Origin of the sequence: Acidovorax lacteus, from assembly GCF_039540375.1 — a bacterium.
Classification (GTDB): Bacteria; Pseudomonadota; Gammaproteobacteria; order Burkholderiales; family Burkholderiaceae_C; genus Acidovorax_G; species Acidovorax_G lacteus.
In genome coordinates, this window is the sequence record NZ_BAABEX010000029.1 from 256,228 (window position 1) to 281,385 (window position 25,158).

General features: G+C 67.5%; 22 protein-coding genes. 9 read left to right on the top strand and 13 right to left on the bottom strand.

Annotated features, from left to right (window positions below; genetic code table 11):
* Window positions 1–41: 41 nt before the first annotated feature.
* The 4 genes from ABD866_RS14025 to nirB all read right to left on the bottom strand — a co-directional run bounded on the left by ABD866_RS14025 (window position 42) and on the right by nirB (window position 6,757).
* Window positions 42–2,945, bottom strand: a complete 2,904-nt coding sequence (locus ABD866_RS14025) for a nitrate reductase (RefSeq protein WP_345066366.1) — start codon at window positions 2,943–2,945, stop codon at window positions 42–44.
* Window positions 2,946–3,039: 94 nt separating this feature from the next.
* Complete coding sequence (nirD, locus tag ABD866_RS14030) at window positions 3,040–3,447, bottom strand: nitrite reductase small subunit NirD (RefSeq protein WP_345066369.1); 408 nt, start codon at window positions 3,445–3,447, stop codon at window positions 3,040–3,042.
* Window positions 3,448–3,464: 17 nt separating this feature from the next.
* Complete coding sequence (locus ABD866_RS14035; protein WP_345066372.1) at window positions 3,465–4,256, bottom strand: type IV pili methyl-accepting chemotaxis transducer N-terminal domain-containing protein; 792 nt, start codon at window positions 4,254–4,256, stop codon at window positions 3,465–3,467.
* Between the two features lie 29 nt (window positions 4,257–4,285).
* A complete protein-coding gene (nirB, locus tag ABD866_RS14040; RefSeq protein ID WP_345066375.1) occupies window positions 4,286–6,757 on the bottom strand; it encodes a nitrite reductase large subunit NirB in 2,472 nt (823 codons plus the stop codon).
* A 452-nt stretch (window positions 6,758–7,209) separates the two neighbouring features.
* On the opposite strand from nirB, the gene ABD866_RS14045 reads away from it, so the two are divergent.
* Entirely contained in the window at window positions 7,210–8,856 is a 1,647-nt protein-coding gene (locus ABD866_RS14045; protein WP_345066378.1) for a methyl-accepting chemotaxis protein, read from the top strand.
* 43 nt (window positions 8,857–8,899) lie between these two features.
* Here the strand turns inward: ABD866_RS14045 and gntR are convergent, their stop codons facing one another.
* Window positions 8,900–9,952 carry an HTH-type transcriptional regulator GntR gene (gene gntR, locus ABD866_RS14050; protein ID WP_345066381.1) on the bottom strand — a complete coding sequence of 351 codons (1,053 nt, stop codon included), beginning with the start codon at window positions 9,950–9,952 and terminating at the stop codon, window positions 8,900–8,902.
* A 156-nt stretch (window positions 9,953–10,108) separates the two neighbouring features.
* On the opposite strand from gntR, the gene ABD866_RS14055 reads away from it, so the two are divergent.
* The 4 genes from ABD866_RS14055 to ABD866_RS14070 are packed head-to-tail and all read left to right on the top strand — an operon-like array spanning window position 10,109 to window position 13,519.
* Window positions 10,109–10,630 (top strand): gluconokinase, encoded by a 522-nt coding sequence (locus ABD866_RS14055; protein ID WP_345066384.1) that lies wholly within the window; start codon window positions 10,109–10,111, stop codon window positions 10,628–10,630.
* Window positions 10,627–11,145, top strand: a complete 519-nt coding sequence (locus ABD866_RS14060; RefSeq protein ID WP_345066387.1) for a TRAP transporter small permease subunit — start codon at window positions 10,627–10,629, stop codon at window positions 11,143–11,145. The genes ABD866_RS14055 and ABD866_RS14060 overlap by 4 nt, the downstream gene beginning before the upstream one ends.
* Window positions 11,146–11,153: 8 nt before the next feature.
* On the top strand, window positions 11,154–12,446 hold the full coding sequence (locus ABD866_RS14065; RefSeq protein ID WP_345066390.1) for a TRAP transporter large permease: 1,293 nt from the start codon (window positions 11,154–11,156) through the stop codon (window positions 12,444–12,446).
* Window positions 12,447–12,502: 56 nt separating this feature from the next.
* Entirely contained in the window at window positions 12,503–13,519 is a 1,017-nt protein-coding gene (locus ABD866_RS14070) for a TRAP transporter substrate-binding protein (RefSeq protein WP_345066393.1), read from the top strand.
* Window positions 13,520–13,701: 182 nt separating this feature from the next.
* Here ABD866_RS14070 and ABD866_RS14075 read toward each other — a convergent pair whose 3' ends face one another.
* Both ABD866_RS14075 and ABD866_RS14080 read right to left on the bottom strand, forming a co-directional pair.
* Window positions 13,702–13,995: a DUF4148 domain-containing protein gene (locus ABD866_RS14075; RefSeq protein WP_345066396.1), complete on the bottom strand. Its 294-nt coding sequence runs from the start codon at window positions 13,993–13,995 to the stop codon at window positions 13,702–13,704.
* A gap of 71 nt (window positions 13,996–14,066) precedes the next feature.
* On the bottom strand, window positions 14,067–14,351 hold the full coding sequence (locus tag ABD866_RS14080) for a DUF4148 domain-containing protein (protein ID WP_345066398.1): 285 nt from the start codon (window positions 14,349–14,351) through the stop codon (window positions 14,067–14,069).
* Window positions 14,352–14,770: 419 nt separating this feature from the next.
* On the opposite strand from ABD866_RS14080, the gene ABD866_RS14085 reads away from it, so the two are divergent.
* Window positions 14,771–15,208: a CBS domain-containing protein gene (locus ABD866_RS14085; protein WP_345066401.1), complete on the top strand. Its 438-nt coding sequence runs from the start codon at window positions 14,771–14,773 to the stop codon at window positions 15,206–15,208.
* A 57-nt stretch (window positions 15,209–15,265) separates the two neighbouring features.
* Here the strand turns inward: ABD866_RS14085 and ABD866_RS14090 are convergent, their stop codons facing one another.
* The 4 genes from ABD866_RS14090 to ABD866_RS14105 form a co-directional block, all read right to left on the bottom strand.
* Window positions 15,266–16,108, bottom strand: coding sequence for an ABC transporter ATP-binding protein (locus ABD866_RS14090; RefSeq protein WP_345066404.1), 843 nt, complete (start codon window positions 16,106–16,108; stop codon window positions 15,266–15,268).
* Window positions 16,105–17,052 carry a nitrate ABC transporter permease gene (gene ntrB / locus ABD866_RS14095; protein ID WP_345066406.1) on the bottom strand — a complete coding sequence of 316 codons (948 nt, stop codon included), beginning with the start codon at window positions 17,050–17,052 and terminating at the stop codon, window positions 16,105–16,107. Before ntrB ends, ABD866_RS14090 begins: the two co-directional genes overlap by 4 nt.
* Before the next feature lie 42 nt (window positions 17,053–17,094).
* Complete coding sequence (locus tag ABD866_RS14100; RefSeq protein ID WP_345066409.1) at window positions 17,095–18,339, bottom strand: CmpA/NrtA family ABC transporter substrate-binding protein; 1,245 nt, start codon at window positions 18,337–18,339, stop codon at window positions 17,095–17,097.
* 410 nt (window positions 18,340–18,749) lie between these two features.
* On the bottom strand, window positions 18,750–19,376 hold the full coding sequence (locus ABD866_RS14105; protein ID WP_345066412.1) for an ANTAR domain-containing response regulator: 627 nt from the start codon (window positions 19,374–19,376) through the stop codon (window positions 18,750–18,752).
* A 218-nt stretch (window positions 19,377–19,594) separates the two neighbouring features.
* Here ABD866_RS14105 and ABD866_RS14110 point away from each other — a divergent pair, with 218 nt between their 5' ends.
* Both ABD866_RS14110 and tsaD read left to right on the top strand, forming a co-directional pair.
* Complete coding sequence (locus ABD866_RS14110; RefSeq protein ID WP_345066415.1) at window positions 19,595–20,755, top strand: branched-chain amino acid ABC transporter substrate-binding protein; 1,161 nt, start codon at window positions 19,595–19,597, stop codon at window positions 20,753–20,755.
* A 100-nt stretch (window positions 20,756–20,855) separates the two neighbouring features.
* A complete protein-coding gene (tsaD, locus tag ABD866_RS14115; protein WP_345066419.1) occupies window positions 20,856–21,923 on the top strand; it encodes a tRNA (adenosine(37)-N6)-threonylcarbamoyltransferase complex transferase subunit TsaD in 1,068 nt (355 codons plus the stop codon).
* Window positions 21,924–22,018: 95 nt separating this feature from the next.
* On the opposite strand, the gene ABD866_RS14120 is transcribed toward tsaD, so the two are convergent.
* Window positions 22,019–22,408 carry an Hsp20/alpha crystallin family protein gene (locus ABD866_RS14120; protein WP_345066421.1) on the bottom strand — a complete coding sequence of 130 codons (390 nt, stop codon included), beginning with the start codon at window positions 22,406–22,408 and terminating at the stop codon, window positions 22,019–22,021.
* A gap of 93 nt (window positions 22,409–22,501) precedes the next feature.
* Between ABD866_RS14120 and ABD866_RS14125 the strand changes: the two genes are divergently transcribed.
* Window positions 22,502–23,839, top strand: a complete 1,338-nt coding sequence (locus ABD866_RS14125; protein WP_345066424.1) for a branched-chain amino acid ABC transporter substrate-binding protein — start codon at window positions 22,502–22,504, stop codon at window positions 23,837–23,839.
* A 136-nt stretch (window positions 23,840–23,975) separates the two neighbouring features.
* On the opposite strand, the gene mltB is transcribed toward ABD866_RS14125, so the two are convergent.
* Window positions 23,976–25,094: a lytic murein transglycosylase B gene (gene mltB / locus ABD866_RS14130; RefSeq protein ID WP_345066427.1), complete on the bottom strand. Its 1,119-nt coding sequence runs from the start codon at window positions 25,092–25,094 to the stop codon at window positions 23,976–23,978.
* Window positions 25,095–25,158 lie beyond the last annotated feature (64 nt).

Genomic DNA, 25,158 nt, shown 5'->3' on the forward strand with positions numbered 1-25,158 from the left:
TGATTGCGGTTTGATTGTGAAGCAATCGTGAGAACTTTTGGTTATAAGCTGAGCGCCGCCGACACCGCACCTGCTGGGGCCGTGCTGCGCACCAGGCGCTTGAGTTCGGGCACGCACGAGCCGCATTGCGTGCCGCAGCGCAGCTGTTGCTGCAGCTGCGCCAGGCGCTCGGCATCGTTGCCCGGGCTGCGCGCGAGGCAAGCCGTGATGGCGTCGGCCCCCACGTTGAGGCAACTGCACACCGCGGCCGCCCGGGGCGGCGGTGCGGCGCCTTCGGGCGGAGCGCTGCGGGCTTGCAGCAGGTGGCGCCCGAAGGGCGCGGCCGGTGCCTGCGACAGCAGCAGGCCGCGCAGCCAGGGGCCTGCCTGCGTATCGCCTGCGAGCACAAAGGCGTCGAGCGCCGCATCGGCCGTGGGCAGCGCCCCCGGCGCGGCCTGCAGGCGCAGCGCGCGGTGGTGGCCGGCGGCCGGGTCGGTGTAGCGCAGCGCCTGGGCATGGCGCAGGCCCAGCAGGCCTTCGATGGCGGCGAGCTGCGCAGCTGGCGGCGCGCTGGCGTCGGCCGCGCGCAGCAGCACGCCGTGGCGCGCCTGGCCGGCCTCGGCCAGCGGGGTGTCGCTGGCAAAGGGCACGCACACGGCATAGGCCCAGTCGGCCAGGTGCGCGGCCAGCGCTTCGCGCACACGCAGCACCTCAGCCTCGGGCAGCCAGGCCATGGCCCACAGGCCCCAGGGCAGGTCCACCGGGTCGATGCGCACGGCCGTGTGCTTCAGTTCGGGCTGCTTGGAGCCCGGGCAGAAGGCCGGTGGCGTGAGCGCGTTCACACCCGCCAGCGGCTGGCCGTCGGCGCTGCGGCCGCCCAGGTATTCGCTGCCCCAGTGCATGGCGATGAAGGCCTGCGTGGGTGCCACGCTGGTGCTGGCCTGCACCGGCAGCACCACGCTGCCGCGCGCGCTGCGCACCTGCACGAGCTGGCCGTCGTGCAGGCGGCGGCGTTCCAGGTCTTGCGGGTGCACTTGCACGCAGGGCTCGGGTACATGGGCGAACAGGCGGCCCAGGGTGCCGGTGCGGCTCATGCCGTGCCACTGGTCGCGCAGGCGGCCCGTGGTCAGGCTGAAGGGGTAGCGTGCGCTGCGCGGCTCGGCCACGGGGCGCCAGGCCACGGCGGCAAAGCGGGCGCGGCCGTCGGACGTGGGGAACACGCCGTCGGTGTACAGGCGGGCGGCACCCACCACGGGCTGCCCCGCGGGCGCGGGGCTGGTGGGTTCGGGGCAGGGCCATTGCTGCGGGCCGTGGCGATCGAGCGTGGCCCAGCTCAGGCCCGTGATGTCGAGGTCGCGCCCGCGCGTGGTTTCGCGGTGTTCGTTCCAGATGGCCTCGGCCCCGGCGTCGGCGTTGGCCGTGTCGTAGGGGAAGAGCGTGGGCAGGCCGGGGCGCAGCCGCGCTTCGAGCCGCTGGGCCAGTTGCGTGGCGATCACCCAGTCGTGCCGCGCCTCGCCGGGCGCGGGCAGGGCGGGGCGCACGCGCGAGATGCGCCGTTCGCTGTTGGTGACGGTGCCCGTTTTTTCGGCCCAGGTGGTGGCGGGCAGCAGCAGGTCGGCATAGCGGGCGGTGGCCGTGGTGCCAAAGGCCTCTTGCACCACCACGAATTCAGCGCGTTCGAGCGCGCGGCGCACGGTGGCCTGGTCGGGCATGCTTTGCGCGGGGTTGGTGCAGGCGATCCACAGGGCGCGCACCGCGCCGTCGGCGGCTGCTTCGAACAGCTCTACGGCCGTCTTGCCCGGCGTGGCGGGCACGCTGGGCACGCCCCAGAACGCGGCCACCTCGGCGCGGTGGTCGGGGTTGGCCAGGTCGCGGTGGGCCGAGAGCAGGTTGGCGAGGCCGCCCACCTCGCGCCCGCCCATGGCGTTGGGCTGGCCGGTCAGCGAAAACGGCCCCGCCCCAGGCCGCCCGATCTGGCCCGTGGCCAGGTGCAGGTTGATGAGCGCGGCGTTCTTGTCGGTGCCGCTGCTGCTTTGGTTCAGGCCCTGGCAGTACAGGCTCAGCGTGCGGCCGCCCGTGGGCTGGCCGTCGGCGTCGCGCCCCGCAAACCAGCGCGTGGCGGTGAGCAGGTCGGCCTCGGCAATGCCGCACACGCGGGCCACCTCGGCCGGGGTGCAGTCGCGCACCCGGGCCTTGAGCGCATCGAAGCCCGTGGTGTGGGCGGCGATGTAGGCGTTGTCGGTCCAGCCTTCCCAGAGCATCAGGTGCAGCATGCCGTTGAACAGCATCACGTCGGTGCCGGGCTGGATGGCCAGGTGCAGGTCGGCCTGCTCGGCGGTGTCGGTGCGGCGCGGGTCCACCACCACCATGCGCTGGCCGGGGCGGGCGGCGCGCGCCTGTTCGATGCGGCGGTACAGCACCGGGTGGGCCCAGGCGGTGTTGCTGCCGGCGATGAACAGGCAGTCGGCATGGTCCACATCTTCGTAGCAGGCCGGGGGGGCGTCGGCACCCAGCGTGGCCTTGTAGCCGGCCACGGCGCTGCTCATGCACAGGCGCGAGTTGGTGTCGATGTTGTTGGTGCCCAGTAGGCCCTTGGCCAGCTTGTTGAAGACGTAGTAGTCCTCGGTGAGCAACTGGCCGCTGACGTAAAAGCCCAGCGCATCGGGGCCGTGGGCCTGGGCAATGTCGGCCAGGCGCGTGGCGGCCTGGTCGAGTGCGGCGTCCCACGCGAGCGGCGTGCCCGGGCCCTGGCGGCCTGCGCGCCAGCGCGGCTGCAGCAGGCGGGCCTGCTGCAGCACCGCCGGGGTGGCCGTGAGGTGCAGGGTCGAGCCCTTGGTGCAGAGGCGGCCGTGGTTGGCGGGGTGCTCGGGGTCGCCGCGCACGCCGGTGATGTGCGCGCCGTCGGTGTCGATCAGAACGCCGCAGCCGACGCCGCAGTATGGGCAGGTGGATCGGGTGGTGGCCATGGGCGTCAGGGTTTCAAGCCAAATCGGCTGCTCGTGCTGATTTATCAAGCACGAGCAGCTATTAAATCAATAGCAAATGCTGCCACAAGCAAGCTCATGGCGCAGGCGCGTCTGCAGCCTGCGCACAGGCGCTGCGCCGCGCCGGGCCGGCCACGGGGCGTGTGAGGTCGGTGGCCACGGTGGCCAGCTCCTGCGTGTTCAGGTGCACGAGGCCGCCCTCCACCCGCACGGTAAAGCGCGGTGTGCAGCCCTCGTCGGGCGCACTGGCCTGGCCGTCGCACAGGCCGATGGTCCAGTTGTGGAGCGGGCAGGCCACCTGCGTGCCGAACACGATGCCCTGCGACAGCGGGCCGCCCTTGTGCGGGCAGCGGTCGAGCAGTGCAAACACCTGGTTTTGTTCGTTGCGGAAGATGGCCACATCCAGCCCCTGCGGGCGGCTCACGCAGCGCGCGCCCAGCACGGGGATGTCGTCGATGCGGCAAATCGGTTTCCAGTCGGTCATGGTGGGCTCCCTCGGGGTCAGGCGGTTTGGGCGGCGTACAGGCCGGTCACGCGGTCCAGGCTGGTCAACAGGTTTTCGCTGGCGGTAAAGACCTCGGCAATCTGCCGCGCGGCCTGCGCGCCGGGTTGCAGGCGCTGCAGCGCCGCGTCGAAGAACACCCACTGGCCCTGGGCCAGTTGCAGTTCCTCGCGGATGCGGTCGGTGGCTTGGGGCGCGGTGCGCAGTTGCTCGAGCGCGGCCAGGAATTCGGTGCGGGCCTTGGCAATTTCGGCGGTGGCCACCTGCTCTTGCACCGGCAGCAGCGCGGCCAGGTAGAACTTGGCCATGCGCTGGCTCAGCATGCGCTGGCGGCCGGCCACGTTGACCAGTATGGCCACGGGCTTGCCCGCGGCGGCTTCGTACTGCACCGTGCCCTGGTGTGCCAAGGCGAGCACGCGGGCGTCGGCGGCCAGCAGGGTTTCGGCACCGCTCTTGGCGGGCACGCTGCCCACCAGGGCCAGCTTGTGGGCGCTCCAGGCGGCTTCGAGCTGGGCGTAGGTGCCCTGGATCTGCGCGTTGGGCGCAAAGGCCTTGAGTTCGACCAGCTGGCGGTCGAACAGGGCCATCGATTGGTCGAGCACGGCGCGGGCGCTGTCGTTGCCCGGCTTGTGCACGAGCGCCAGCCAGGCCTTGCCCATGCGCTGGCTGAGCATGCGCTGGCGGCCGGCCTTGTTCACGGCGTCGTTGAAGTCACGGACCTGGGCATGGGTGGTGCCGGTGCTGGCCACCAGGGTGGCGGCCAGGCCGTGCAGCAGGGTGCGGCGGTGCATGGTGCGGCTCCTTGTGCAGTGGGGATGGCTCAGGCGGGCAGGGGACTGAACTGGCGCGTGTCCACGGCTGCCTTGTCGAACTCGAACCATGGGTCGGGTTCGCCGTCGAGCGCGAACTGCAGACGCTCCCACAGCGCCTTGCGTCCCGCGGCGTCGTCGAGGATGCGGCGCTTGACGTAGTCCATGCCTACGCGGCCCACGTAGTGCACGGTGCGTTCGAGGTACCAGCCCTCTTCGCGGTACAGCTGCATGAACGCGCCGGTGTACTCCATCACCTCATCGGCGGTCTTGAGCTTGACGAGGAACTGCGCGACCTCGGTCTTGATGCCGCCGTTGCCCGCGATGTACATCTCCCAGCCCGAGTCCACGCCGATGATGCCCACGTCCTTGATGCCCGCCTCGGCACAGTTGCGCGGGCAGCCGCTGACGGCGAACTTGACCTTGTGCGGCGCGTACATGCGCCACATGGCGCGCTCCAGGTCCTTCCCCATCTGGGTGCTGTCTTGCGTGCCCATGCGGCACCATTCGCTGCCCACGCAGGTCTTCACGGTGCGCAGCGCCTTGGCATAGGCATGGCCGCTGGGCATGCCGATGTCGCGCCACACGGCGGGCAGGTCTTCCTTCTTCACGCCCAGCAGGTCGATGCGCTGGCCGCCCGTGACCTTGACGGTGGGAATCTGGTACTTGTCCACCGCGTCGGCAATGCGGCGCAGCTCGGCCGCCGTGGTTTCGCCGCCCCACATGCGCGGGATCACGCTGTAGGTGCCGTCTTTCTGGATGTTGGCGTGCGCGCGTTCGTTGATGAAGCGGCTTTGCGGGTCGTCTCTCGCCTCCTTGGGCCAGGTGCTGATCAGGTAGTAGTTGACGGCCGGGCGGCAGGTGGCGCAGCCGTTGGGCGTGCGCCATTGCAGGTGGCGGAATACTTCGCCAATCGTCAGCAGCTTGCGCCCATCGGGCAGGGGCGTGCGGATGGCCTCGCGCACGGCGGCGTGGCCGTGGTCGGTGCAGCCGCACAGCGCCTTGGTCTTGGGCGTGGCGCTGTAGTCGCCACCGGCCGTGAACATCAGGATCTGCTCGACCAGACCCGTGCACGAGCCGCAGCTTGCGCTGGCCTTGGTGTGCTTGCGCACTTCATCGAGCGTGAACAGGCCCTTGTCCTTGATGGCCTTGCAGATCGCGCCCTTGGTCACGCCGTTGCAGCCGCAGACTTCGTCGGAATCCTGCATGGCCGAGGCCTTGCTCTGGCCCTGGTGGCCCACGTCGCCGATGTTCGATTCGCCAAACATCAGCTTGTCGCGGATGTCCTTCACGCTGCGGCCCTCGCGCAGCAGCTTGAAGTACCAGCTGCCATCCACCGTATCGCCGTACAGGCACGCGCCCACGAGCTTGTCGTCCTGGATCACGAGCTTTTTGTACACGCCGCCGAAGGGGTCGCTCATCACGATTTCTTCGGTGCCTGCGCCGCCCTGGAAGTTGCCGGCCGAGAACAGGTCAATGCCCGTGACCTTGAGCTTGGTCGAGGTTTGCGAGCCCTGATAGCGGCCGATGCCGAATTCGGCCAGGTGCGTGGCCAGCACCTTGGCCTGCTCGAACAGCGGCGCCACCAGCCCGTAGGCCACGCCGCGGTGCGCTGCGCATTCGCCCACGGCATAAATGCGCGCGTCGGTGATGGTCTGCAGCGTGTCGCTCACCACGATGCCGCGGTTCACGTGCAGGCGCATCTTCTCGGCCAGAGCGGTGTTGGGGCGAATGCCCACCGCCATCACGACAAGGTCGGCCGGGACTTCGCTGCCGTCCTTGAAGCACACGGCACGCACGCGGCCCGCAAGTCCGTCCTCGCCCTCGCCGCGCAGCGATGCGGTTTGCGCCTGCATCAAAAAGCGCATGCCGCGCTCGGCCAGCGACTGCTGCAGCAGCTTGCCCGCCACGTCGTCGAGCTGACGTTCCATCAGCCATTCGCTGGCGTGCACCACGGTCACGTCCATGCCGCGCTTCATGAGGCCATTGGCAGCTTCCAGGCCCAGCAGTCCGCCGCCGATGACCACCGCATGGCGGTAGCGTGCGGCCGCGTCGATCATGGCCTGCGTGTCGGCGATGTCGCGGTAGGCGAGCACACCTTCCAGGTCGCGCCCTGGCAGGGGCAGCATGAACGGGTTGGAGCCCGTCGCCAGGATCAGCCGGTCGTACGGCGCTTCGACCACCGTGCCATCGGCCTGCTGGCCGCGCACCACGCGGCGCGTGCGGTCCACATCCGTCACGGTGTAGCCGGCATGCAGCGTGATGCCGTGCTCCTCGTACCAGGCCCAGTCGTTGAGCACGATCTCGTCCAGCGTCTGCTCGCCCGCCAGCACGGGCGACAGCAGGATGCGGTTGTAGTTGGGGTGCGGCTCGGCACCGAACACGGTGATCTCGTACAGATCGGGCGCGATCTTGAGCAACTCTTCCAGGGCGCGCACACCGGCCATGCCGTTGCCCACCATCACAAGCCGGGACTTCTTCATCGCAACCTCCGCGGGTGAATCGGAAAACAAAAAAGGCGTCCGCACCACGAGCGCTGGCTGTGCCAGCCCCAGGGTGGGGACGCCTTTGTCCTTGTGCGGTGCAGCGCGCCCTTGCGCTGCACCATGCAGGGGACCGTCTTCGGTCTTGCCCATACGGTTGCAAACCCCGTGCCAACTTGCTGACAACCCGTGTGTCGGACCCCCGCAGATGCCATTCACGTCCGAAGGTGTCCTTCGGACCCCGGGGAGCGGCCCCTGCACTCCAGACGATTGACCCAGATCAAGCGCACGCACAAATCGCTTTGCAAGCGCAACATTTGGTAGCACTCTAGGCTCATGAGCAAACGGCCACGCCGACACCGGGTGTGTCGATGGTCAGAAAGGGTTTGCGAAGCGTGGGGCGTACAGCCCTCGCAGCGTTGTCTGTTGGTCCTGTGTCCAAGGAGTCCTGCATGCGCGTCAACCATCCCGTCGTTCCGCACGAGTACCCGTTTCCTCCGGGCGAGACCCTGGTCTCCACCACCGATCTGCAGGGGCGCATCCTCTACTGCAACCCGATGTTCATCGAGGTGAGCGGCTATGAGCGCGAAGAGCTGCTGGGACAGCCCCACAACCTGATTCGCCACCCCGACATGCCAGAGGAGGCGTTTCGGGACATGTGGGAGACCATCGCCAAAGGCATTCCGTGGTCGGCTCCGGTGAAGAACCGCCGCAAGGATGGTTCGTACTACTGGGTGATGGCGAATGTCACGCCCTTGATGCAGGGCGAGCGACCCGTGGGCTACATGTCGGTGCGCACAGAGGCCACCCGTGCGCAGATCCAGGAGGCCGAGCAACTCTATGCCCGCATGCAGGAGGAAAAGTCGTCCGGGCGCATGGTCCACCGGCTGCTGGCAGGGCGGGTGGTGCGCGACACCGTGGCAGGGCGGCTCGCCGAGCGGATGCGCCTGCACCCGGCCTACAAGCTTGTGCTGGGCATGCTGCTGCTGGTGGCGCTGGCCGCGGGCGCGGCCACACTGAGCGGTCAGCCCTGGACATTGACCGCCGCACTGGCCTGGCTGGCAGTGGTGGCCGGTGCACTGGGCATGGCCTGGTACCTGCATGGCATGACGCTGGGGCCCATCGCGCAGATGCTGGGCTGGGCGAATCGCATGGCCGCAGGAGACCTCACGCAAAAGATCAGCGCCAGCCGAGACGATGCGGTGGGCTATCTGCAGAAGGCCTTGGCACAGCTCAATGTGAACCTGCTGTCCATCGTGCGCGACGCGCGCAACGAGAGCGAGCGCATGCAGTTGTCCACCCGCGAGATAGCGCAGGGCAACCAGGACCTCTCATCGCGCACCGAGGCGCAGGCCAGCAACCTGGAGCAGACGGCGGCTTCGATGGAGGAGATTACCGGTACGGTGCGCCAGACGGCGGAGTCTGCCCGCAAGGCCACCGAGCTGGCTTCGCAGGCCGCTGAAGTGGCCGAGCGCAGCAGCAAAGCCGTGAACGGCGTGGCCGATACCATGCAGCAGATCCAGAGCGCTTCGGCCAAGATCGGCGAGATCACCCAGCTCATCGACAGCATCGCCTTTCAGACCAACATCCTGGCGCTGAACGCTGCGGTGGAAGCGGCCCGTGCAGGCGAGCAAGGGCGCGGCTTTGCCGTGGTGGCCGCCGAGGTGCGGGCCTTGTCGCACCGCACGCTTTCAGCAGCCAAAGAAATCCGGCAACTCATCGAAGACTCGGCCCACAAGGTCGATGACGGGCAGGGCAAGACCGCGCTGGCTCAGAAAACCATGGGCGAGTCTCTGGAACTGGTGCGCCGCGTGAATGCGCTGATGGCGGAGATCCACGGTGCGGCCAACGAGCAGCTCAGCGGCATCTCGCAGGTCAATGCCGCGGTGGCCCAGATGGACACCATCACCCAGCAGAACGCTGCCCTGGTGGAAGAAAACGCGGCATCGGCCATGGCGCTGGCCTCTCAGGCCCAGGCGGTCACGGAAACCGTGCAGGTGTTCCGCATCGATGACACGGCTGCCACATCACAGCCCGACGCCGTGGCACTGCGCCGGTCGATGAAGGCGCTGCGCGTCAGCACGCCTCAGGTGCACTGAGCCAGCCTGGGCCACTGGCCTGCCAGGGCGGAGCGGGCGCGCGTCAGCTGCTTTCGCGCACCATCAATTCAAAGCCCAGATCAACGCTGGGCTGCGCGACCGGCTCGCCCCGCATCAAGGCCAGCAGCATGTGTGCGCTGGCTTCCCCGATGGCTGTACGGGGCGTGCGCACCGTGGTCAACGGCGGCACCATCTGGTCACTCCCCGCCAGATCGTTGAAGCCCGCAATGGCCAGCCGCCCGGGCACCGCCACCTGCAGGCGCTGTGCGGCCAGCAGGCCGCCTTGTGCCAGATCGTCGTTGCAGAAGAAAACGGCATCCACTTCGGGGCGGGTGCGCAGCAACTCGTCCAGCAATTCGGCCCCGAGACGGATGGACGATGGCGCGGGGCTCAGCAGCTCCAACCTCGCGTCATAGCGGCCGGCTTCGCGCAGGCAGCGCCGGTAGCCTTCAGCACGCTGCAGGGTGCGCGGGTCCAGCTGCGCCGCCACAAAGGCAATGCGCTGATAGCCCCGGTCGAGCAGGTGTGCGGTCATCGTGAACGCTGCCTGCTGCTGTGAAAAGCCCACGCTGTGCACCCCGGGCGCGGTGGTCAGTTCCATCAGGTGCACGCAGGGCACGCCGCTGCCTGCGATCAGCTGCCGGGCTGTCTCGGTGCGGTCGAAGCCGGTCACCAGCAGGCCGGCGGGCCGATGGGCAAGATACGTGCGCAGCAGTTGTTCTTCTTCCTGCGGGTCGTAGTGCGTCACTCCAATCAGGGCCTGATAGCCCAGCGGAAACAGCGTGCGGTGCACGGCCTCCAACACATCGACGAACAGTGCGTTGGACAGCAGTGGTACGAGCACGGGCACCACGGCGCTGCGCTGCGATGCCAAGGCCCGCGCGGCGGGGTCTGGCACGTAGCCCAACTGCGTGGCCGCCAGCTTGACCCGTTCCACCAATTCGGCGGCGACCCCGCGCTCGCCCCGCAGGGCGCGCGATGCGGTGATGGGGCTGACCTCGGCCAGGCGGGCGACGTCGCTCAGGGTGGTACGGCCGGTGGACCGGCGGCGGGGTTCGGAACGGCTCAAGGGTTTTCCCGGGGGTGAGTCTGGCATTCTGGACGTAGGATAGCGCTGTCCTGAGGCTGAAACAAGCGCAGAAGCGGCCGGTATGGTGGCTGTTGCGCCGCTATTTCATCAGTCTAGAAGAGTTTTGGAGCACGCCCCTTGCGGCGTGTTTTTTTGAATGTGTTGGATAGCGCTACCAAGCCTATGAATGTCTCGTCTGAGCCTCTGTTTGTGGTGGTGATGGGTGTGGCGGGCTGTGGAAAGTCCAGCCTCGGTGCCGCGGTGGCCCAGGCCGAGGGTTTGCCGCTGATCGAAGGCGACGACCACCACAGCCCCGCCAGCCGCGACAAGATGCGCCGCGGCGTGCCGCTGACCGACGCCGATCGCGAGGGCTGGCTGACCACCCTCGGCGAGCAGTTGCAGGCGCATCCGCGCGGTGCGGTGCTCACCTGCTCGGCACTCAAGCACGCCTACCGGCAACGTCTGCGCACGGCTTGCCCGGCCTTGCGATTCCTGTTTCTGGACATCGACCGTCCGCATGCCGCCGAACGGGTGGCCGCCCGCGCCCATGCGCATTTTTTCTCCAGCAGCCTGGTGGACAGCCAGTTCGCCACGCTGCAGTCCCCGGTGGGTGAACCCGGTGTGCTGCGCCTGGACGCCTTGCTGGACATTCCTACCTTGCAGGCGCGTGCCAGCGCCTGGCTGCATCTCCCGGAGGCCGCATGAGCACCGAGTCCTCGTCCTTTGCGACCAAAACGAGTCATCCGTGGATGCGTGTTGCCGAAGGGGCCATGGCCATCTGTCTGGGGCTGATGGCGGTGGCCGTGTTCGTCAACGTGGTGCTGCGTTACGGTTTTGGCAGCGGCATTGTGGCCAGTGAGGAGTTGTCGCGCCTCTTGTTTGTGTGGATGGTGTTCATCGGCGCTGCCGCCGCGTACCCGCGAGGGGAGCACATGGCGTTCACAAGCCTCGCAGCCAAGCTGGCGCGCCGGCCGCGCGCGTTTGCGCTGCTCACGGCCCTGGTGCGTCTGCTGGTGGTCGCTGCCTGCGCCATGCTCGCCTGGGGCGCTTGGCAACAGGTGCTGGTGGGCATGGGCAGTCGCTCCGTGGTGCTGGGCTACCCGGCTGCGCTGCTGCCGTTGCCTGCACTGCTGTGCGCCCTGGCCATCGGGCTGATGGCTTCTGTCGAACTGGTGCGGCGCACGCCGCTGGACCTGGGCCACAGCGCGGAGGTGGAGTGATGTGGGGCATGACTGCGGAGGCGCAGGCCTTCATCGTGTTTTCGGTGGGCATGCTGGTGCTCATGGGCACCGGCATGAACATGGGCCTGGCCCTGGTGCTGACGGGCGCTGGCATGGCCTGGGTGCTCGACTTCTGGGACGCCCAGTTGCTGGCACAGAACCTGGTGGCCGGTGTGGACAGCTTTCCCCTGCTGGCGGTGCCATTCTTTGTGCTCGCAGGCGAGCTGATGAACTCGGGCGGCATCAGCCGTCGCATCATCGAGATGGCGCAGGCCTGGGTGGGCCACATTCGGGGCGGGCTGGGCTATGTGGCCATCGGGGCGGCGGTGCTGATGGCGAGCATGAGCGGCTCGGCCCTGGCCGACACGGCGGCGCTTGCCACGATCCTGCTGCCCATGATGCGCCAGCAGGGCTACCCGATGAACACCTCGGCCGGGCTGATTGCGTCTGGCGGCATCATCGCGCCCATCATTCCGCCGTCCATGCCGTTCGTGATTTATGGCGTGACGACCAACACCTCGATCTCGGCGCTGTTCCTCTCAGGCATCGTGCCCGGCTTGCTGATGGGCGTGGGGCTGATCTTCGCCTGGCGCTGGGTGCTGCGCGGTCTCAACCTTGCGCAAGGCCAACCGCTGCCGATGCACGAACGGCTGCGGGCCACAGCCCGAGCCTTCTGGGCTTTGCTCATGCCCATCATCATCATTGGGGGCATGAAGTCGGGGGTCTTCACCCCGACCGAGGCGGCTGCCGTGGCAGCGTTCTACGCCCTCGGCGTGGCCTTGTTCGTGCACCGTGAAATGCGGGTGCGGGACATCGGCGGTGTGCTGGTGCGCGCTGCGCGCACCACGGCCATCGTGATGTTCCTGTGCGCCGGTGCCCAGGTGGCCAGCTACATGATCACCCTGGCCGACCTGCCCAACCTGCTCACCGCTTGGCTGGGGCCGCTGGTAGAGAACCCGCGCCTGCTCATGGCCGTGATGATGGTGGTGCTCGTGCTTATCGGCACGGCACTGGACCTCACGCCCACCATCCTGATCTTCGCGCCGGTGATGCTGCCCATCGCCGTCAAGGCGGGCATCGACCCGGTGTACTTCGGGCTGATGTTCGTGCTCAACGGCGCCATCGGGCTCATCACGCCGCCCGTGGGCACCGTGCTCAACGTGGTGGCCGGGGTGGGGCGCATTTCCATGCACTCGGTCATCCGGGGCGTGAACCCGTTCCTGTTCACCTACGTGGCCATTCTGGCCTTGCTGGTGGTGTTTCCGCAGATCGTCACCGCACCGGTGGCGTGGATGCGCTGACCAGGCCTCGTGCCCGAGGCCTTTCGCCTGTTCTTTCCCAACGACTGGAGACTCTCATGAAAACCCTTCGCCGCACGCTTTTGGCCGCCTTGTCGGTGGCTGCACTGACCTGTTCGTTCCAGGCCGCAGCGCAAGACATCAAGCCGCGCATCATCCGTTTTGGCTATGGCCTCAACGAAGTGTCCAACCAGGGGCGCGCGGTCAAGGTGTTCGCACAGGAAGTCGAGAAGGCGTCGGGCGGCAAGATGAAGGTGCGTGCCATTGGTGCGGCGGCGCTGGGCACCGACGTACAGATGCAGCAGGCGCTGATCGGCGGCGCGCAGGAGATGATGGTGGGCTCCACCGCCACGCTCGTGGGCATTACCAAAGAAATGGCGATCTGGGACACGCCCTTCCTGTTCAACAACGTGCGCGAAGCCGACGCCGTGCTTGACGGCCCCGTAGGCCAGAAGGTGATGGACAAGCTGCAGGACAAGGGTCTGGTCGGCCTGGTGTACTGGGAAAACGGCTTCCGCAACCTCACCAACAGCAAGCGCCCCGTGAACAAGCTCGAAGACATGGACGGTATCAAGCTGCGCGTGATGCAGAACAACGTGTTCCTCGACAGCTTCAAGACCCTGGGCGCCAATGCGGTGCCGCTGCCGTTCTCCGAGTTGTTCACCGCACTTGAGACCAAGACGGTGGACGGACAGGAAAATCCCTACAACACCATCCTGTCGAGCAAGTTCTACGAGGTCCAGAAATACCTGACGGTGACCAACCACGTGTACAGCCCCTGGATCGTCACCGTCAGCAAGAAGTGGTGGGACGGCTTGTCCAAGACCGAACAGGGCATCTTGATGGACGCCGCCAAGAAGAGCCGCGACTTCGAACGCCAGGACACGCGCGCCGAGGCCGACAAAGCGCTGGCCGAACTCAAGGCCAAGGGCATGCAGGTCAACGAGCTTTCGCCCGCAGAGGCCAACCGCATGCGTGAAAAGCTGAGCGCCGTGAACGCCAGCATTGCCGCCCATGTGGGCGAGGCCTTGTGGAAGGAAACCCAAGCTGCCGTGGCGCAGGCCCGCGGCAAGTAAGCGGCAGCCCAGCGCTTCGTTGGCGCAGGGTACCCTGACACAAAGCACAAAGGGCTCCCGAGGGAGCCCTTTGTGCTTTGACAAGCGTCTTGCGACGTCTTGCCTCATCGTGCAGCGTGGGGACACCAGTGCGCCCAAGCGCCCGCCCCCCACCAGCAGCAGGCCGCCAGGCCTGCACCCGCTTACATCTTCAGGCCGACTTCACCGTAGGAAATCTGGCCCGTGCGCACCGCATCGGCCGCCTGGGCGCGCACTGCAGCGCGGTCCGCGCTCGACTGCGCCGACAGCACGCGGGAGCCAGCAGGCTCCTGGCTGCGGGTCGCGGCCACCGTAGCGGCCTCGGCTTGCACTTCGGCGCGGGTGCGGTTCGTCTCGGCCTGCAGCGCAAACTGCGAACCATCGGCCTCATCGGCCTGTGCACCAAACGAAGCCACAGCGGCCAGGGCAGCGATCGAAAGCATACGGGAAACGTTCATGATGGGACTCCTCAACAACAGAAGAAAACAGGACTGAAAAAAGGGTTCAAAGACAGCGCAACGGCGGGCGATCAGCCCAGCTCACCCGAGCGGATCTGGCCCGTGCGCACGGCATCGGCGGCCTGGGCGCGCACCGCAGCGCGGTCGGCGCTGGACTGCACCGACAGCACGCGAGAGCCTGCGGGCTCCAGGCTGCGGGTCGCGGCCACCGAAGCGGCCTCGGCTTGCACCTCGGCGCGGGTGCGGCTGGTCTCGGCGTTCAGGGCGAACTGGGAGCCATCGGCCTCATCGGCGTGGGCGCCAAAAGAAGCGACAGCGGCGAGGGCGGCGATGGAAGCGATACGAGCGAAGTTCATGATGCAGGTCCTTGTCAAAAAGCGTCTTACAGAAAGCCGCAGAAGCGGGACGCGTGGCCCTGGGACTGCGGGTTCGGTGAGTCGCCTTGCGGTTCGGCTCATCGATGGGATGAACTGTACGCCGACCCCGTTCAGAGAAAAACCACTCAGTCGCGAACTGACTGTTTCGGTTATGAGAAGAATCAAAACGTTAAAAACCTGCGTAGCAACTCCCTACGGCAATAATGGGATTGGGGTAAACCCGCGTCAGGCTTGCGTTTTTGCGCCGTTGTGGTGCACGCCTCAGCTTGGTGCATCAGCCCTTCGGTTTACGAGTTGTTGCAAATGGCTGCGCGCATCGGGGGTGCCTTCCGTTGCGGTGGAGGGCGCCTTGGGCTGAAATGGGGATGTGCCTTTTGCACCGATCGGAGGAACGTTTCATGACCGCGGTTTCCGACATTCTTCGCACCAAGCAGGGTGCTCCAGTGCATGCCGTGGCCCCGCACGATTCAGTGCTGACGGCGCTGCAGCGCATGGCCCAGTACGACGTGGGTGCGTTGCTGGTGATGGAAGGCGAGGCCGTGGTCGGCATCGTCAGCGAGCGCGACTACGCCCGCAAGGTTGCGCTCATGGGGCGCACATCATCGGACACGTTGGTACGCGACGTGATGAGCTCTCCGGTGTTTTTTGTGCGCAGCCACCAGAGCATCGAGCATTGCATGCATGTGATGACCACACACCGCCTGCGCCACCTGCCGGTGGTGGACGATGGCGAGCTCAAGGGCATGGTCTCCATTGGCGACCTGGTCAAGAGCATGATGTCCGAGCAGCAGTTCATCATCGAGCAGCTCGAACAGTACATCGCCGGGGCGCGCTGAAGGCGCCTCAGGCGGCGCCCACCGCGGTGCGCGGTGGGCACGGGCAGGCCGTGGCGTTCAGGCCGCTTTCTCGACGTGTCCCTGGCGCGTGTACAGAAAGTCGATCACCGCCTTGCGGCAGTGTAGGTACTGCGGGTTTTCGGCCAGTTCCACGCGGTTGCGGGGGCGTGGCAGGGGCACGTCGAGCACTTCGCCGATGGTGGCAGCAGGGCCGTTGGTCATCATCACGATCTTGTCGGACAGCAGCACGGCCTCGTCCACATCGTGCGTGACCATGACCACGGTGCTTTGCGTGCGGGCCACGATCTCCAGCAACTCGTCCTGCAGCTTGGCGCGTGTGAGCGCATCCAGTGCGCCGAAGGGCTCGTCCATCAGCAGCACCTGCGGCTCCATCGACAGCGCGCGTGCAATGCCCACGCGCTGCTTCATGCCGCCCGAGATTTCGCCCGGTCGTTTGTGCGCCGCGTGCGACAGGCCCACGAGAGCGAGCGCCGCTTCGGTGCGCGCTTTGAGCTGGGCGCGGCTTTCCCGCCCGCCAAACACCCGCTCAACCGCCAGGTAGATGTTGCCCTCGCAGGTCAGCCAGGGCAGCAGTGAGTGGTTCTGAAAAACCACTGCGCGCTCGGGCCCCGGGCCCTTGATTTCCTTGTTGGCGCACAGCAGGGCCCCGGCGGTGGGGGTGGTCAGGCCTGCGATCAGGTTCAGCAGCGTGGACTTGCCGCAGCCCGAATGCCCGATCAGCGCCACGAACTCGCCCTTGCCGATGGTCAGGTCGATGCCCTGCAGTGCCGTGAACAGGCCCTTGGCCGTGCGGAATGTTTGCTGCACGCCCTGCACCTCGATGAACTTGGCCTGGGTGGCTGCTGCGGCAGCGGTGGAAGCGACGGCAGGCGTGTTCATGATTTCACCTCTTCGAATGTGAAGGCCTTGGCCAGTTGGATCAGGGCCAGCTCCAGCAGCAGGCCGACGATGCCGATCACGAAGATCGCGATCAGGATGTTCTTGACGTTGAGGTTGTTCCACTCGTCCCACACCCAGAAGCCGATGCCCACGCCGCCCGTGAGCATCTCGGCGGCCACGATCACCAGCCAGGCCGTGCCCACCGCCAGGCGCACGCCGGTCAGCATGTAAGGCAGCACGGCCGGGAACAGGATCTTGGTGGCGATCTTCCACTCGCTCAGGTTGAGCACGCGGGCCACGTTCATGTAGTCCTGCGGTACGCGCTGCACGCCCACCGCGGTGTTGATGATCATGGGCCAGATCGAGCAGATGAAGATGGTCCAGATGGCCGCCGGGTTTGCGCCCTTGAACACCAGCAGGCCGATGGGCAGCCAGGCCAGCGGTGACACCGGGCGCAGCAGGCTGATGATGGGGTTGAACATGCGCGAGAGGAACGCAAAGCGGCCAATGAGGAAACCCGCCGGAATGCCCACCAGCGCCGCGAGCCCAAAGCCCACAGCCACGCGCTGCAGGCTCATGAGCACGTTCCAGCCCACGCCCTGGTCGTTGGGGCCGTTGCGATAGAACGGGTTGCTGAACACCTCCACCGCCTGTGCCCAGGTTTCGCGCGGGGTGGGAATGCTTTGGCCCGTGGTAGCGGCCACCAGTGCCCACACCCCCAGCAGCAGCCCGAGGCCGCACACCGGCGGCAGCACGGCCAGCCAGAGTGCGCGCGAGCGCTGGGCCCAGTCGATGCCGGTGGCGGGCGTTGCAGCGGGGGCCGGCCGAGGCCGGGCCGGTGTGTTGGCGGCAGGGGATGTCATGGCGGAAGCGGCAGAGGCGCTCGTGGCCGCAGCGGGTGCTGCGGGCGCATCCAGCGGGGTGTGAAAGACGGCACTGACCATGGGAGTCTCCAGCAGTGGGCGGGGTGGGGCAGACGCCTGGGCTCAGGCCTTGATCTTGAAACCGTCGGCGTACTGGGCGGGGTTCTTGCCGTCCCAGGTCACGCCGTCGATGAACTTGTGGGTGCGCAGCTCGCTCTTGGGCAGCGGCACCTTGGCGGCGGCGGCGGCCTGCTTGTAGATGTCGATGCGGTTCACCGCCTTGGCCACGGCCAGGTAGTCCGGGTGGTCCTTGATCAGGCCCCAGCGCTTGTGCTGGGTCAGGAACCACATCGCATCCGACAGGTACGGGAAGTTGACCGAGCCCTCGTTGTAGAACTTCATGTGGTTCGGGTCGTCCCAGGTCTTGCCCAGGCCGTCCTGGTAGCGGCCCAGAATGCGCTGGTTGATCGCATCCACGCTGGTGTTGACGTAGGCCTTGCCCGCAATGGTTTCGGCCATCTTGTTCTTGTTCGACAGGCTTTCGTCGATCCAGCGGCCCGCTTCGAGGATGGCGGCCGTCACGGCGCGGGCCGTGTTCGGGTACTTCTGCACGAACTCGGCCGTGGTGCCCAGCACCTTCTCCGGGTGGTCTTTCCAGATGTCCTGCGTGGTGGCGGCCGTGATGCCGATGCCGTCCATGATCGCGCGGTGGTTCCAGGGCTCGCCCACGCAGAAGCCGTCCATGTTGCCCACACGCATGTTGGCCACCATCTGCGGCGGCGGCACGGTGATCACCTTCGCGCCCTTCATTGGGTCCACGCCGTGCGCGGCCAGCCAGTAGTACAGCCACATGGCGTGCGTGCCGGTCGGAAAGGTCTGCGCAAAGGTGTATTCGCGCTTTTCGCTGGCCATGAGCTTGGCCAGGCTCGCGCCATTGACGGCACCCTTGTCGGCCAGTTTCTTCGACAGCGTGATGGCCTGGCCGTTGTGGTTGAGGTTCATGAGCACAGCCATGTCCTTCTTGGGGCCGGCCGTGCCCATGTGCACGCCATACACCAGGCCGTAGAGCACGTGGGCGAAGTCCAGCTCGCCATTGACGAGCTTGTCGCGCACGCCGGCCCAGCTGGCCTCCTTGCTGGGCACGATGGTCACGCCGTACTTCTTGTCGATGCCCAGCACCGAGGCCATGACCACGCTCGCGCAATCGGTCAGCGGAATGAAGCCGATCTTCACTTCCTTCTTCTCGGGGGCATCCGAACCCTGGGCATGCACCAGGGCGCGCAGCGCGGGGCTCACGCCCACGGCGCCCACGCTGGCGGCCTGCAGCACGGTGCGGCGGTTGAGGCTGGTTTTCAACAGATCGGTCATGGGGCTCCCCTGGTGTGCATGAAAAACAAAAAAGGCGTCCTCACGCCGCGCGACGGGCCTTGGGCCTGCATGCGCACGGGTGGGGACGCCTTTGTCCGGAAGGGCCTTGGAGGTTCCGCCATTGGAACCCTTGGGTGCCCAGGCACAACCAGCCTTGGCTGTGCGCACGACAACTTGCAAGGCCCGTGCCAGATACTGCTTGCTATTACTTTGATAGCTGCTCGTGCTTGATTCATAAGCACGAGCAGCCTATTTTGTGCAGATGCCTGCCGCCTGACGCAGCTACGATGGCCACGGGCAGGTGCCATGCAAGAGGGCGGACGCAGACCGTAGGCACCCGGCGTGCACCGGCTTTGTGCGGCGCACCATCCGTGCGCAGGGCGTGCCCGGCGCGATCCGCGCGACGGCCGTCAGCCCAGCAGATCGGCCACGTCCAGGATGCGCTGGGCCACGTCCACGAGCTTCAGGCCCTTGTCCATGGCCGTCTTGCGCAGCTTGTCGTAGGCCTGTTGCTCGGTCAGGCCCTGGCGCTGCATCAGCAGGCCCTTGGCGCGGTCGATGGTTTTGCGGCCCTGCAGCTCGCTGCGGGCATCGGCCAGTTCGGCGCGCAGCGCCTGCTCGTGCTGGAAGCGGGCCATGGCCACATCCAGAATCGGGCGGATGCGCTGCGGCGCAAGCCCGGCCACGATGTAAGCCGTCACCCCCGCGGCCACGGCGTCCTTGACGTGCGAGGTGTCCTCGTCGTTGGTGAACATCACGATCGGGCGGCGCTCCTCGCGCGTGGCCATCACCACATGCTCCAGCGCGTCGCGGGCCTCGCTTTCGGCGTCCACAATGATCAGGTCGGGCTGCAACTGCGCAATGCGGTCGCTCAGAAACACATCGGCCGGCAGCGTGGCGATGAGGTTGAAGTCGTTTTCCAGCAGGCCGATGCGCAGAGCCTTCGAGCGCTCGGCCTGCTGGCGGGCGTGGTCGTCGTCCGGGTCGGTCACGGCCAGGTCGGGGGCCACCACCACAATGCGCAGGGACTCGGTCATGCCCACAGGGCAAGCAATAAATACGCCACAGGGACATGTCGGGCTGGCCAAATCACCCCCACCCAAGGCCGGGGGGGTGCAGCGCCAGCCCCGGCGCAGGGCTTTTGGGGTCTGAAACTTGCTAATGTCCGGGGGCGCCCACGGGCATACCCGCTAGCGGTTCCACCATCCGTCTTATATACATCCGGACACTTTTTCTCTTTCCTGGAGTTTCGAGCATGAACCATCACTTTGTCCGACGCCGTTTTGCCCTGGCCACCGTGGCGGCCTGCATCGCGTCGGCCGGCCTGCTCAGCGGGTGCAGCAAGGTGCCTGACACCATCAAGATCGGCGTGGCGCAGCCCCTATCGGGGCCGCTGGCGTCGCTGGGGCAGGATCTGCTCAACGGCGTGCAACTGGCAGTGCAGGAGCTGAACCAGAGCGGTTTCTCGGTGGACGGCAAGCGCGTCACGCTGGAAGTGGTGTCGGTGGACGACAAGGCCGACGCCGCCACCGGCAAGGCTGTGGCCCAGCAACTGGTGGATGCCGGTGTGGTGGCCGTGATCGGTCACCTGAACTCGGGCGTGAGCATCGAGGCCGCGCCCGTGTACGCCGCCAAGAACATCGCGCAGATCGCGATCTCGACCAACCCGCGCTTCACGCAGCTGGGGCTGCCCACCACGTTCCGCATGGTCGCCAACGACACCCTGCAGGCGCGTGCCATCGGCTCTTTTGCGGCCTCCCAGCTCGGGGCCAGCCGCTATGCGGCGCTGGACGACGGCACCCCCTACGGCAAGGGGCTGGCCGATGGCGCAGCCGAGCAACTCAAGGCTGAAAAGAAGGAAGTGGTGGTGCGCAAGTCGTTCGACGACAAGACCACCGCATTCGACGAGTTGGCCGCCGAGCTCAAGGCTGCCAACGTCGAGGTGATCGTCTCCACGCTCAATGATTTCCAGGCGCTGGCCTTGCTGGAAGCGCTGCGCAAGGTGGGCCACACCAAGGTCAACCTGCTGGGCGGCGACACCATCAAGACCACCGACATGGCCAAGGCCACAGGCATGGTCGATGGCGTGTTCGCCACCTCGCCCGTGCTCGAAGCCCGGGAATTCACGGCCGGCAAGCCCTTCCTGGAGAAGTACATCGCCGCCTACAAGAAGCCCCCGGCCTACGGCGGCCACTACAGCTACGACAGCACCTACGTGCTCTCGGCCGCCATCCAGAAGGCCAAGTCGGCCGACCCGGCCGATGTGACCAAGGCGCTCAAGTCCATCAACGGCTACGCGCCTGTGACCGGCACCATGACCTGGGACGACAAGGGCGAGCAGCGCTACGGTGCCGTGGGCGTCTACCAATTGCGCGGCGGTGCCTGGGAGCTGCGCATGCGCTCCGACCGCTGGTAAGCCCACTGCCGGGCAACGGGAGCCACCGGGCGACCGGCTGGCCTGTGCCCACAGCCCCCGATGACCTGCCGGGGCCAGGCCTGCGCCGTACACTGCGCGCATGAGTTTGCTGATCCTCGGAATCGAGTCCTCGTGCGACGAAACGGGTGTGGCGCTGGTGCGTGTGCCCGACACCGCACCGGGCGCTGCGGCCTTGCCGGTGCCCCAACTGCTGGCCCATGCGCTGCACAGCCAGATCGACATGCACCAGGCCTATGGCGGCGTGGTGCCCGAGCTGGCCAGCCGCGACCACATCCGCCGCGTTCTGCCCCTGACCACCCAGGTGCTGGCGGATGCCGGTGAGCCGCTGTCGGCCGTGGACGTGGTGGCCTACACGCGCGGCCCCGGGCTGGCCGGTGCGCTGCTGGTGGGCGCGGGCGTGGCCTGCGCCTTGGGCGCGGCGCTTGATGTGCCCGTGCTCGGCGTGCATCACCTGGAGGGGCACTTGCTGTCGCCGTTTTTGAGCGCCGACCCGCCCGAATTCCCCTTTGTGGCCCTGCTCGTGTCGGGCGGGCACACCCAGCTCATGCGGGTGGACGGCGTCGGCCGCTACGCCATCCTGGGCGAAACCATCGACGACGCTGCGGGCGAGGCGTTCGACAAATCCGCCAAGCTGCTGGGGCTGGGCTACCCGGGCGGCCCCGCGCTGTCGCGCCTGGCCGAGCAGGGCGATGTGGCGGCCTTCAAGCTGCCCCGGCCCCTGCTGCACAGCGGCAACCTGGACTTTTCGTTCGCGGGCCTCAAGACCGCCGTGCTCACCCAGGCCCAAAGGCTGGGCGACGCGCTGGAAGCCCGCAAGGCCGACCTGGCGGCCAGCACCGAGGCGGCGATTGTGGAGGTGTTGGTCAAAAAGACGCTTGCGGCACTCGACGCCACTGGCCTGCGCCGTGTGGTGGTGGCCGGTGGCGTGGGCGCCAACCGCCGCCTGCGCGAGCAGCTCAACGCCGCCTGCCAGCAGCGCCGCGTGCGCGTGCACTACCCCGAACTGCACCTGTGCACCGACAACGGCGCGATGATCGCCCTGGCCGCCGCGATGCGCCTGCAGGCGGGCCAGCAGCAGGCCGGGCGCGACTACGCGTTCGACGTCAAGCCGCGCTGGCCGCTCGATGCCATCGTGGCCGCGGCTTGAGTGGCACGGCCGCCTGCCTCCCGGCAACCTGCCCACGAAAAAGCGCCCCGCGGGGCGCTTTTTGCATGGCGTGCGGATCGCGCCGCCGCAGCGACTTACTCCACCGCCAGCGTGGTGCCGCGCGGCTCGGGGGCGCGCTGCGCCAGCGTGAGCGTGAGCACGCCGTGCTCCAGCTTGGCGCGGCTGGCCGTGGCGTCGATCTCGTGGCCCAGGTCAAAGGCGCGGTGCAGGCTGCGGGGCGCGCCTTCCACGCTGCGCAGCGTGACGGTGCTGCCCTCGATGCGCACGTCGATCTGTTCGCGCGCCAGGCCCGGCACATCCACACTGAGCGTGGTGGCATTGGCGTCCTGCTGTACCGTGCAGCCCCCGGCGGCCCGCGCGGCGGGCGTCAGGGTGTCGGCCAGAAAGCGCTGCAGCGCGCCATCCAGGGCGCGGGGCGTGGGGGCGACGTAGGTGGCGCGGCGGATCACGGGGGCGAAGATCATGGAAAAGGCTCCTATACACTGCGCGGCGCCTGACAGCGGTCACCGCATGGTCACGAGCTATGTCCGGTGTCCGGTTTTTTCAAGGATCTGACGATGAATCGATTTTTCCAAGGGGCGCACGCCGTGCGCACGGGGGCGCGCCGCGCCTGTCTGGGGGCCGTAGCCGGTGCCCTGCTGGCCTGGGCCCTGCCGGCCGCAGCGCAGCCGCAGTCGCCCGCATCGGCACCCGCCGCCCAGCCCGCGGTGCGCCCGATCAAGCTCGCACTGGTCGAAAGCCTCTCGGGCACCTTTGCCAACACGGGCGAGGCGGTGTTCCGCAACCTGCACTGGGCTGTGGAGCGCGTGAACGAGCGTGGCGGCGTGCCCCAGCCCGGCGGTGCGCGCCCGCTGGCGCTGGCCCGTTTTGACAGCAAGGGCCAGAACGAAGAGGCGCTGTCGGCGCTGCGCGCGGCCATCGACGACGGCGCGCAGGTGATCCTGCAGGGCAATTCGTCCTCCACCGCGGCGGTGCTGATCGAGGCCATCAACAAGCACAACGAGCGTGAGCCGAACAAGCGCGTGCTGTTCCTCAACTACTCGGCGGTGGACCCGATCCTCACCAACGAAAAGTGCAGCTTCTGGCACTTCCGCTTCGATGCGCACGCCGACATGCGCATGGCTGCGCTGATGGAGGTGATGCGCGAGGACAAGGCGCTCAAGAGCGTGTACCTGATCGGCCAGGACTACAGCTTTGGCCAGGCCGTGCTGCGCGAGGCCAAGAAGCAACTCGCCGCCCAGCGCCCCGACGTGGCCGTGGTGGGCGAAGAGCTGCACCCGATCGGCCGCGTGAAGGACTTTGCGCCCTACGCGGTCAAGATCAAGGCCAGCGGCGCGCAGGCCGTGGTCACGGGCAACTGGGGGAACGATCTGACGCTGCTGGTGAAGGCCGCGCGCGAGGTGGGCTACGAGGGCAGCTTCTACACCTTCTACGGCAACGCGCTGGGTGCGCCCGCGGCCATTGGCGATGCGGGCATTGGCAAGGTGGTGGCCGTGGCCGACTGGCTGCCCAACGTGCCCACGCGTGAGAGCGAAGCCTTCTACCTGGCCTTCCGCGAGCGCTTTCCCAAGCCGCAGGACGACTATGTGCACATGCGCATGCAGCTCATGATCGAGGCGCTGGCCCAGTCGATCGAGCGCGCGGGCAGCACCGATGCCGTGGCCGTGGCGCGGCAGCTCGAAAAAGCCAGCGTGCAGCTTGCGGGCCAGTCGGGCAGCATGCGCGCGGCCGACCACCAGTTCCAGCAGCCGCTGGTGGTGGGCGTGATGGACAAGAAGGGCGCGCCCGGCGTGAAGTTTGACGTGGAAGGCTCGGGCTACGGCTTCCGCGTGGTGCGCCAGATCAGCGCGGCCAAGGCGCAGCAGCCCCACAGCTGCCAGATGCAGCGGCCCTGAACCGCTGGCCAAGGCCCCGTCATCGGCCGGTGCGCCGGTGGCTGGCTTGCTATAAAAAGCAGAGCGGCTCGTGCTTGATTGGCAAGCACGAGCCGTTGTTTTTGGTATGAAGCCCGGAGGCTCTCTGCAGGCGGTTTCAGCGCGCGGCGCGGGCGGCGGTCACTTCGCGGCCCAGGTCGATCACGGCCATGGCGTAGTAGCTCGACCAGTTGTAGCGCGTGATCGCATAGAAGTTCTCGGTGCCCGCCACAAAGGTCGGGGGTTCGGTGCCGTTTTGCAGCTCCACGAGTGCCAGCGGGCCGCTGTGGGCCTGGCCGTCGGTATCGAGCACCGCTCCCAGGGCCTGCATGCGCGCCGCCGTGAAGGTCGGCAGGATGTCGGGTGCAAGCAGTTCGTCAAGCTTGAGCCGCTCGGCATCGAAGCGCACCGCGAAGTGCGTGGGCATGCCGGGCGTCCAGTTGTGGGCCCGAAAGTACTGGGCCACCGAGCCGATGGCATCTGCCGGACTTTTGAACAGGTCGATGCGGCCGTCGCCGTCGAAGTCGATCGCGTGGCGCACCCAGCTTGACGGCATGAACTGCCCCAGGCCCATGGCCCCGGCAAAGCTGCCGCGGGGCTCGAACGGGTCGGTGCCGGTGCGGTCCATCAGGCTCAGGAACTGCTCCAGCTCGCGCCGGAAGAACGCCTGCCGCTCGGCCGCACGCGGGTGGGCCGCCGGGAAGTCGAAGGCCAGCGTGGTGAGCGCATCCATCACCCGGAAGTTGCCCATCTGCTGGCCGTAGATCGTCTCCACGCCGATGATGCCCACGATGATCTCGGCGGGCACGCCGAACTCGCGCTCGGCGCGGGCCAGGGTGTCGGCATGGGCGTCCCAGAAGCGCACCCCGGCGCGGATGCGCACCGGGTCGATGAAGCGCCCGCGGTAGGCGCGCCAGTTCTTGGGCGTGCCTGGGGGCGGCGGCAGCACCAGGCGCGGGATCTGGGGCAAAAACCGCGCCTGCCCGATGGCCTGGCGCACCCATTCGCGGTCCAGGCCCCGGCGCTCGGCCAGGTCGTCGGCCAGGGCCATGGCGTCGGGGCGGCTGGCGTACAGCACAGCGGCAGCGGTCGCGGCCGCTGGGGCGGCCACCGCAGTGGCAGCGGCCGCCTTGCGCGCGGCCTGGCGTGGTTTTTCAGAGGGTTTTTGGGCCCAGGCCCAGCCTGAACAAGCACAAGCCGCTATCAAAAGGGGAGCAATCAGTTTCGGTCGAAGCATGCCGTGAGGCCCAACAAGCGGCGCAAAAGATCAAAGAAAAGCGGGGCGGGCCGTGCAACAGCCC